The sequence below is a fragment of the Cellulophaga omnivescoria genome (assembly GCF_027915275.1).
Classification (GTDB): Bacteria; Bacteroidota; Bacteroidia; order Flavobacteriales; family Flavobacteriaceae; genus Cellulophaga; species Cellulophaga omnivescoria.
The window spans coordinates 320,014-330,000 of record NZ_CP115819.1; the positions used below are offsets into that span (position 1 = coordinate 320,014).

At 32.8% G+C, this 9,987-nt stretch carries 7 protein-coding genes (1 of these 7 only partly in view); all 7 read left to right on the forward strand.

Features of this window, described 5'->3' with window-relative positions:
• Positions 1–298 precede the first annotated feature (298 nt).
• A complete protein-coding gene (locus tag PBN93_RS01465; protein WP_271081243.1) occupies positions 299–3,400 on the forward strand; it encodes a SusC/RagA family TonB-linked outer membrane protein in 3,102 nt (1,033 codons plus the stop codon).
• A gap of 25 nt (positions 3,401–3,425) precedes the next feature.
• Positions 3,426–4,871 (forward strand): RagB/SusD family nutrient uptake outer membrane protein, encoded by a 1,446-nt coding sequence (locus PBN93_RS01470; RefSeq protein ID WP_271081244.1) that lies wholly within the window; start codon positions 3,426–3,428, stop codon positions 4,869–4,871.
• 25 nt (positions 4,872–4,896) lie between these two features.
• Positions 4,897–5,871: a PKD domain-containing protein gene (locus tag PBN93_RS01475; protein ID WP_013619881.1), complete on the forward strand. Its 975-nt coding sequence runs from the start codon at positions 4,897–4,899 to the stop codon at positions 5,869–5,871.
• A 10-nt stretch (positions 5,872–5,881) separates the two neighbouring features.
• Positions 5,882–6,784 carry a polysaccharide lyase family 7 protein gene (locus PBN93_RS01480; RefSeq protein WP_271081245.1) on the forward strand — a complete coding sequence of 301 codons (903 nt, stop codon included), beginning with the start codon at positions 5,882–5,884 and terminating at the stop codon, positions 6,782–6,784.
• 190 nt (positions 6,785–6,974) lie between these two features.
• Positions 6,975–7,679, forward strand: coding sequence for a FadR/GntR family transcriptional regulator (locus PBN93_RS01485; RefSeq protein ID WP_271081246.1), 705 nt, complete (start codon positions 6,975–6,977; stop codon positions 7,677–7,679).
• 157 nt (positions 7,680–7,836) lie between these two features.
• Positions 7,837–9,462: an MFS transporter gene (locus PBN93_RS01490; protein ID WP_271081247.1), complete on the forward strand. Its 1,626-nt coding sequence runs from the start codon at positions 7,837–7,839 to the stop codon at positions 9,460–9,462.
• A 42-nt stretch (positions 9,463–9,504) separates the two neighbouring features.
• On the forward strand, positions 9,505–9,987 hold the 5' portion of the coding sequence (locus PBN93_RS01495) for an SDR family NAD(P)-dependent oxidoreductase (RefSeq protein ID WP_077398767.1). Its footprint extends 282 nt past the window's final position; the window shows 483 of its 765 coding nt (coding positions 1–483); its start codon is at positions 9,505–9,507; the stop codon falls past the right edge of the window.

Below are 9,987 nucleotides of genomic sequence, written 5' to 3' on the forward strand. Positions count from 1 at the left end.
GAGAGTTTTACTTAAAAAACTCATTTATATGTATTAAATTTTTTTTTAACAAAATTTTTGCATATATTCGAAAAGTATAAACTGGTTAACCAGTTTGGTTAACCAAATTTAAATAGAGCACAAAAAAAGGATAGGTGCACGCCTATCCTTTTACAAATACTTCTTTGGAGGGAAGTAATAAATATGTAGTATAAAAACATATTCTTTACAAAAGTAATGATTATTTGCTTTTAGCCTAGAGAATTGGTTTTTAGTTACTGCAGAACACTATTAACTCAATTAAACTAAACAATTAATTATGAACTTAAAAACAAAGCTAATTTTGGTTATGACACTATTTTGTAGTGCTATAACTATAGCTCAAGAAAGCTTTCCTATAAAAGGTACGGTAGTCTCTTCTGCAGACAACTTACCTATTTTAGGAGTAAACATTATCATTAAAAATACTGCTACAGGCACAACTACAGATTTTGATGGCAACTATGAAATTAAAGCTAAAAAAGGTGATGTTCTTCAATTTTCTTTTATTGGATTTATTACTAAAAGTATTACTGTAGCAGACCAAACTACCATTAATGTTACTTTAGATGAAGATGCTAGTAAGTTAGATGAAGTTGTGGTTATTGGTTATGGTACACAAAAAAAATCTCACCTAACAGGTTCTATTTCTAAAGTAGTAAACGAAGATTTAGGACAAATTGCTGTTTCTAGGGTAGATGATGCCTTAGTAGGTCAAGTATCTGGTGTTAACATACAAGCTACAGAAGGTGAAGCTGGTTCTGATCCTACAATTAGAATTAGAGGAACAGGTTCTATTACAGGTAACTCTGGACCACTAGTTGTTGTAGATGGTGTTGTGGTTCCTAATGACTATTTGGGTTCTTTAGATATGAATGACGTTGAATCTTTTGAAATTTTAAAAGATGCAGCTTCTGGTGCTATTTATGGTTCTAGAGGTGGTAATGGTATTATACAAATTACTACAAAATCTGGTAAATCGGGTGAAACTAGGTTTAGCTACTCTACATTAACTGGTGTTAAAACAGCAAGACAGAGTGATGCTTACTACTCTACAGTAGCAGAAACTGCCGCTGCAGAATTACAGTTTACACATACACTTTCAGACCGTACAAGATACAAACAGTTAATTGGCGTAGATACCAACTGGCAAGAAATTATTTTTGATGGTGGTATTATTACAAACCACTCTTTAGGTATTAGAGGTGGTAATGATAAATTAAGATTTAGTACAAACCTAAACTACAACCATGATGAAGGGGTTTTACTTACTGATGATTTTAAAAAATACAGTGTAAAAGTTAGATTAGATTATGATGTTACAGATAACTTAACAATTGGTCTTAGTGCTACTCCTTCTTACACAGAACGTAGACGTTTTGATGGTAGTACACATGATATTTTAAGACAACCTTCATGGCTACCAGTTTACCATGATGAAAACACTATACAATTTGTAAACAGAGTGCAAGATGGTGGTAAATGGGCAGACGTACAAGTTGGCGATTATGCTTTACAATACCATTTTGATGGGTATGATTTAGATGCTGGTGCTCCTGCAGACAGTGGAGGTACAAGTATTAGTAACACTTCTAACACTAACCCTGCTGCAAAAGTACTAGAAAGAGACCGTAGAGATTTTAGAAGTAAAATTCTTGGTAGCTTTTATGCTAAATACAAAATTAATGACGATTTAAGCTTTAAAACTACACTTTCTGGTGATTACCAAAGATACAGACAACAAAGATGGCAAGGTGTAGAGGCTAACAGAAACGGAGCAAGTGCTGCTCAGTTAGATAGTACAAATACCAGAACACAACACTTAGCTTTAGATAATGTATTATCATACAACAAAACTTTTGATAAGCATGATCTTGGCATAGTATTAGGTGCATCTGGTGAACAATATAAAACAGAATTTGAAACTATTAGCTCACAAGGTTATACAGATGATAGTTCTCGTTACATTAACAGAGATGACATTACTAATGAATATGAAGAAGAGTACGAAAGTACATTACTATCATTCTTTACAAGAGTAAATTATGCGTATTCAGACAAATACTTAGCTTCTTTTAGTTTTAGAAGAGATGGTGCTTCTGTATTTGGTCCAAACAATAAATATGGTAACTTCTTTGCAGGTTCTTTAGGTTGGAACATCTCTAGAGAAAACTTCTTAAAAAATAGTGATGTAATTAATAACCTTAAATTTAGAGTTAGTTATGGTGTAACTGGTAACAACTCTTTTAGAACCGGTAATAACTTAATTAACAACTACCCTTACCTATCTTTAATAGACAATTCTATTGCCTCTGGTGTTACAGGTGGTGTGGTTACAAATGCTGCTAACCCTTTAAATATATCTAATCCAGATTTAAAATGGGAAAGACAAGTAGAGTTTAACCCTGGGGTAGACTTTGGTTTCTTTGGTAATATTTTATCTGGTTCTGTAGATTACTATAAAAGAACTAGTGACCAACTACTACTAAATAACCCAATTGCCTCTACAACTGGTTTTACTAATGCTCTTGTAAATATTGGAGAGGTAGAAAACTCTGGTGTAGAAGTTGAACTAAGAACTAGAAACGTTGCTGGTCCTAAATTTAAATGGACAACAACTTTTATTACATCTACCAATAAAAATGAATTAACAGATTTTGCTGACTCTAACGGACAAATACAAAATGTAGATTCTAAAAGAGCTTCAGAATGGATAAATTTAGAAGGTAACCCTATCTCATCTTTTTACGGGTGGGTTGTAGAAAGAGACATTCCTTTAGAATTTTTAAACAATCCTTTTCACCCAGTAGGCGGTGAAGCACAAGATGTTTATGTGAAAGATTTAAATGGTGATGGCATTATTGATGATGATGATAAAACTATATTAGGAAATCCTTACCCAGAATTTGTGTGGAGTGTATCTAACGACTTTAAAATAGGCAATTTTGATTTTAGTTTTATGTTTCAAGGTAGCCACGGAGCAGAAATTAGAAATATGGGAGACCAATACATATTTAACCACTTTAACAGTTCTCAAGATTTTGTAACTGGTCCTACAGGAGATTATGTATTAACTACTCCTAATCAAGAATTTATTAAACAAAAAATATTTACTAATGACATTATTCAAGATGCTTCATACATAGCATTACGTAATATTAACCTTGGGTATAACTTTAGTAAAGATGTTGCATCTCAATTAAAAATTAGAAGCGCAAGAATTTATGTATCTGCACAAAACATAATGTACCTAACAGCAGATGACTATACTGGTTTTAACCCAGAGTCTATTAATACTACATCTGCAACCACTTATGGTTACCAAAGAGCTGGTTCTCCAGTATTCAGTACAATCTCAGCAGGTTTAAACATAGAATTTTAAACTACTAATTTAAAAATATATAATCATGAAAAAACTTAAATTTTTAACATTAATAGTCATTACAATTTTCTCTGTATCTTGTGAAGATTCATTTTTATCACCAGAACTAAAAACTGGTACAAGCGGAGATGCTTTTTATTCTAACGATGAAGAATTAGAAGCTGCAATAATTAATATTTACGACGGTTTGCAAGGTGTAAATGCATCTAAGCTTACAAACTCTAACTTAAACCACGCAACACAAGTAGAGTTTTACGTTACAGAAATGCGTAGTGATAATACAAGAACAAAAAGTCAAGAAGGAGAAGCTGCACAGTTTGAAAGTTTTGCTATAGAAGCTACTAACGGTATTGTAGCTGATTATTACAGAAGTTTTTACGATGTAATTTTTAGAGCAAATGTTGTTTTAGATAACATTGGTTCTGCATCAGAAGCTACTGCTGGTAAAATTGAAGGTGAGGCTAAGTTTTTAAGAGCTTACGCATACTTTAATTTGGTTCGTTTATATGGCGATGTTCCTTTAGTTACTAACGTTATTGCACCATTAGATACAGAAACAGCTTTTACAAGAGTTAACTCTGCAGAAATTTACAATGTAATTGTTGCAGACTTACAAACTGCTGTAGATAATTTAGATGATACTTATAAAGACAGAGCTTCTAAAGCTGCTGCACAAGGCTTACTAGCCAAAGTATATTTATCTCTACCAACTCCTAACTATGCACAAGCGCAATTGCTTTGCGAGGAAGTTATGAACCCTGCAAGAGGTTATAGTTTATTAACCAATTACAGTGATATCTTCTTCTCTGAACTTAATAACGAAGTTATTTTTGCTATTGGTTATGAACAAGGAGACAATAATAACAGTCAAAATTTTTCTGCAGAATGGTTAAACTCTGTTGGCAGAACTAGTGGCGTAAACTACGCTACTACAGATGTTGTTGCTGCGTTAGAAGAAATGGGTGGAGACAGAACTCAATATACATACAGAGTAGACCCTTTTCAGCCTACAGAAAACCAAGCAATTAAATATTTGCCAAACGGAGAAAGCGGTGGAGACAACGGAAGAACTTTTAGTTCTGATGCACAAGCTGCTGGTAATGATTGGATTGTTTTAAGATACGCAGATATTGTTTTACTTCATGTAGAAGCCATTTTAGGCGGTGGTGAATCTACCTCTAACTCAAATGCACTTACATCATTTAACTCTATTAGAAATAGAGCTGGCTTACCTGATGATGAAGACGGTGTTATTACAAAAGAAGAATTGCTAAATGAAAGACGTGTAGAACTTGCGTTTGAGAACAAACGTTTGTTTGATTTAATTAGAATGGGAGAAGCTGTAAATGTTTTATCAGAATTTGCTACAGAAAATGGATATAGTTTTTCTTCTACAGACTTGTTATTACCTATTCCACAAAGAGAAATAGGCTTAAGTAAAGGTGTATTAACACAAAACCCTGGTTACTAAAAAACTATAGTTTAAACATATAATTATGAAAAATAATAGAAATACTAATAAATTAAAAAGCTCTGCAGGACTATTAACTGCAGTCTTTTTACTAATCATATCTTTTTCTTCTTGTGATTTAGAGTATGATATTGCAGACACAGCTTCAATTGAAGATTTAACTCCTCCGACAGCATTTTTTGCAGCAAGTCAAAACACTGGTTCAGATGATGCCTGGAAAACATATACATTTAGTAATCAATCTAACAGTGCTACACAATACAACTGGGAGTTTGTACATAATTCAGGAGAAGTAGTTACGTCTACAGAAGTAGAACCAGAACACACTTTTCCTGGAGAAGGCGATTTTGTTGTAACATTAACAGCCTCAGACAACCTAGGAGTAGAAAGTGTTTATACAGAAACAATTACAGTTGTAGAGCCAGAAGTTCCAACAGTCATCACACCCGTAATTTCAGAATGGGCTTTTGAAGATGGTACAGAAGAAGGCGGTGATACTCTTGGATGTGTATTTATACAAGCAGACGGAACCCCTAAAGATCCAAAAAACGACGGTACTAACTGTTGGAGAATTTTAGGAGCAACTGTACACCAAACAAGTTCAGATGGTGCTTATGCAGTTCCTTTTGATAGCTCATCAGGAAAAACTCAAGGAGCAAAATATCCTGCTACAGGAGAAGGTAATGATAGAGCATCTTACCAAGCTTTAACAGTTACGCCTAATGCAAAATATGTTGTAACATTTCATTACGCACTTAAAAACGATGGAGATAAAGTAAGAGTTGGTATACTTAACGGATGGATGGATAATGCTAGTGAACTAGAAGCTACTGGTTTTATTGCTGAAGCTGATGGAGATGTTGCTCTAGGAAAAAATAATTTTACAGAAGTAACTTTTGAGTTTGAAGCAAACGCTACTGGTGAAATTGCTATTTGGATAGATAATGTTAGTACAGGTGATACTTACGTAGATAATATTAGTATTGTACCAGCTCCATAATATTAAAAAAATGAAGAATTTCCGTAAAGAAATAATAACTATACTATCAATTGTATTTCTTACTACTACCGCTGCTTGTCAAACCGCAAAAAGCAGCGTAGTAGAAACGGATACTAAAATTACTAAAAAGAAAAAAAGAAAAAAGAAAAAATACAAGTTGCCAGAAATAGATTTAAGTCACTGGAAAGTTACTTTACCTATTGGTAAGCCTACAGAAATAGAGCCTCCAGAAATAATTAATTATGCCACAAACAAAACACTAATGCCATTTATGTATAATGACTCTGTTTCTGGTGCGCTTGTTTTTTATGCCTACCCTAGCAACGCTACTACTGCAAACACTAAGTACTCTAGAACAGAACTTAGAGAGCAAATGCAACCAGGTAGTAATAACATTAATTGGACATTTAAACAAGGTAGAGAGTTAAAAGGTAAGCTTGCTGTAGAAGATATTTCTAAAGATAGTAATGGTAAATATCACAAAACCATCATTATGCAAATACACGGCAGACTTACTAACCAACAAAAAGAATTAATTGGTCAAAAAGATAATAATGCTCCTCCAATGCTAAAAATTTATTGGCAGAATGGAAAAATTAGAGTAAAAACAAAAAAATTAAAGAGTTTAAGTTTAACCAATACTGAAATTTTACACGAAACTGCTTGGACTGACGATGAAGGACACACGTTTGATGAAGAAGTTGGTTTTAAAAAATTCACACTAGAAGTTAAAGTATCTGAAGGAAAAATGATTGTTTCTTTAAATAACAATGAATTTAAAGTATATGAAAACATACATATGAAAAAATGGGGTGTTTTTGAAAACTATTTTAAAGCTGGTAATTATTTTCAGTCAAGAGACAAAAACTCTTATGCAAAAGTTAAATATTATGAATTAAATATTACAGAATAAGTTTTAGTTAAGTTACGTGTAATACGTATAGTTAGTTCTAGTTTTTGTTATCACCAGTGCTTTATAGTTCTGGTGTTAACAAACACTAAAAATCAATAACAGCTAATAAAACTTAACTATTTTTGATCTTAAGTAAACATTTAATATTTAATGCTAGTTTAAGACCATTTAAAAGTTAATAATTTTTATTATGAAGTTAGAAGCACAACCAACAAATGATAGCAAACAAATACAGAACTCTATAATTAGTAATATTAGAGATCTTATTAATTTAAAAAATTTGGAGCCAGGAGACAAATTACCTTCTGAGCGTATGCTGTCTGATAAATTTGAAGTTAGCAGAAGTAATGTAAGAGACGCAATTCAAAAATTAGAATTCTATGGTCTACTAAAATCAATTCCGCAGAGCGGAACTTTTGTCGCTAATATTGGTGTTATTGCTTTAAACGGAATGATAGATGACATACTAAGGTTAGAAAGTCAAGACTTTAAATCTTTAGTTGAAACAAGAATTTTACTAGAATTAAAAACTGTTCGTTTAGCTGCTTTAAGGAGAACAGAAGAAGATCTAATAAATATTAAGGCTGCTTTAGATGCTTATGAAACTAAAGCTGTAAGCGGTGAAGATGCAGTACAAGAAGATCTATTATTTCATTTAGCAATAGCAAAAGCGTGTGGTAATAGTACTATAAATACTTTTATGTTAACAATAACTCCACAAATAATTATCAATTTTGAAAAATATCACGTCTGTGATAAAGATCAAACAGTTAAAGGAATTAAAGAACATACAGAAATTTATGAAGCAATAAAAAAACAGGACTCAATGCTAGGTAAACAAAAAATGAAAGAACATTTTAATTCTTTATATCAATATTGCTATAATATAAAATAACAAATTGACACTATTAAACTGGTACATATTGCACGTAGTACCATTTTAATAATATACAACACTTAAGGAGGGAAGTAAATTTTATAGGTAAATTATGCAAAACTGCAAGCATTATCTTTTAAAATAAACTATTTATCTCCTTTTATACATTAAAAATATGAAAGTAAGAGGTTTAAGATGGTGGGTAGTAGGACTTGTTGCATTAGCAGCGGTTATAAACTATATAGACAGACAAGCTTTTGGAGCATTGTGGCCAAAAATTGCTCAGGATTTATTCCCTGAAATGGATCAAGATGGTCATAAAGTAATATTTGGAACTATATCTACAGTATTTATCGTATCATATGCCAGTGGGCAAGCCCTTTTTGGTAAAATTTTTGATTGGGTAGGAACAAGAATAGGTTTTGCACTCTCTATTGGAGTTTGGTCTTTTGCAACCATATTACATGCATTAGCACAAGGTATGCTTAGCTTTAGTGTTTTTAGATCTATATTAGGAATAGCAGAAGCAGGTAACTGGCCTGGCGCAGCAAAGGCAAATGCTGAATGGTTTCCTACAAAAGAAAGGGCTCTTGCACAAGGAATCTTTAATTCTGGAGCTGCCATTGGCGGTATCGTTGCTTACCCAATAATAGGAATCTTAGCTGCTTACTTAGATTGGAAATCTATATTTATTGTTGTAGGCTTCTTAGGTTTATTATGGTTATTACCTTGGCTATTTATTGTAAAGTCAGGACCTAAAACGCATCGTTGGTTATCAGAAGATGAAAAAAAATATATCCTTTCTGGTCAAAAAAATCAAGATCTAGATGAAGATGGTAATTATGATGATGGATATGTCCCTGATACCGGGAAATTACTGAAACATAAAGAAAGTTGGGGAGTAATAATTGCCTCAGCAGCACTTGATCCTATTTGGTGGCTGTTTATTGTTTGGATTCCTATTTACCTATCGGAGGTATTTGGTATGAATGTGAAAGAAATTGCATTTTCTGCTTGGGTACCTTATGTAGGTGCTATGATTGGTGCATGGTATGGAGGTATTCTTGCTAAAAAGAAACTTAATTCGGCTTGGACTGTAGACAAGACTCGTAAGTATGTTATTACATTGGGATGTATCATAATGATTCCATGTTTTATTCTATTAAAATACCCAGGTGCACCTCAAATTTTAGGAGTTTTTGGAGTTGAGAAATCTGCAGCTTTAACAATGGCAGATCCTCAAGTAAAAAAAATAATGGATAATGATGCATTTAAGGATCTAAAAGCGGATAAAGATTTTATCAAAAGTATTGCAGGAAAGAGCATTAATGAAATTAAATCTAATCCAACATTTAATAAAGCATATCAATCTGCTGTTTGGAAAACACCAAAAGCAGAAACAACAAAAGAAGAACGTTTATTACCAAAATATGGCCCACCTACAGACTCCGGGATTGCAGCACTAGCCACTTTATCTGAAATTAATAATGCTAGAAATACTGCAGCATTAATTGCAGTAGTAATTATGGCCATATTACTATTTGGATTTCAAATTGCAATTGGAAATATACAAACATTACCAAGTGACCTATTTAGCGGTAAAATAGTTGGTACTCTTTCTGGCTTTTCTGGTATGGCCGCAAAACTGGGTGCCGCTGGGCTTACATTATTAGTTACTTTTATAACTAAAGGTGGTAATTATACACCTGCATTTTTAATAGGTGGGGCATTAGCAATAATAGCATTATTAGCTATTTGGATATTATGCCCTAAAATACAACCATTAAAACCTAAAAATTAATATCAATTAAAAACAAATTAAATAAAAATTAAACACATAGAAATGAGCAAGAACAAAGGAAAAATAGCAATAGTAACAGGTGCCACAGGAGGTATTGGTTTTGAAGTAGCTAAAAGATTAGGAACAGATGGTTACACTGTTATTTTAAACGGTATAGACGACGAAGCTGGGGCTAAAAGAGTAAAAGAACTTACTGATGATGGCATTACCGCTGAATACATTGGTTTTGATGTTACTAAAGAAGAATTAGTAACTGAAAATATTGTAAAAATTGGTGAAAAGTACGGAAGAATAGACGTGCTTGTAAATAACGCAGGTGGCCTTGGAGGTAGATCTAGATTTGAGGAGATGACAACAGAATTTTACAGATTTGTTATGGCATTAAATTTAGATTCTGTATTCTTTGCTTCTAGAGCGGCCATTCCATATTTAAAAAAAGGAGAACACCCATCTATAATTAATTATACATCTAACGCTGGTTGGACAGCTGGTGGACCAGGAGCAGGAATTTACGGAACTTCTAAA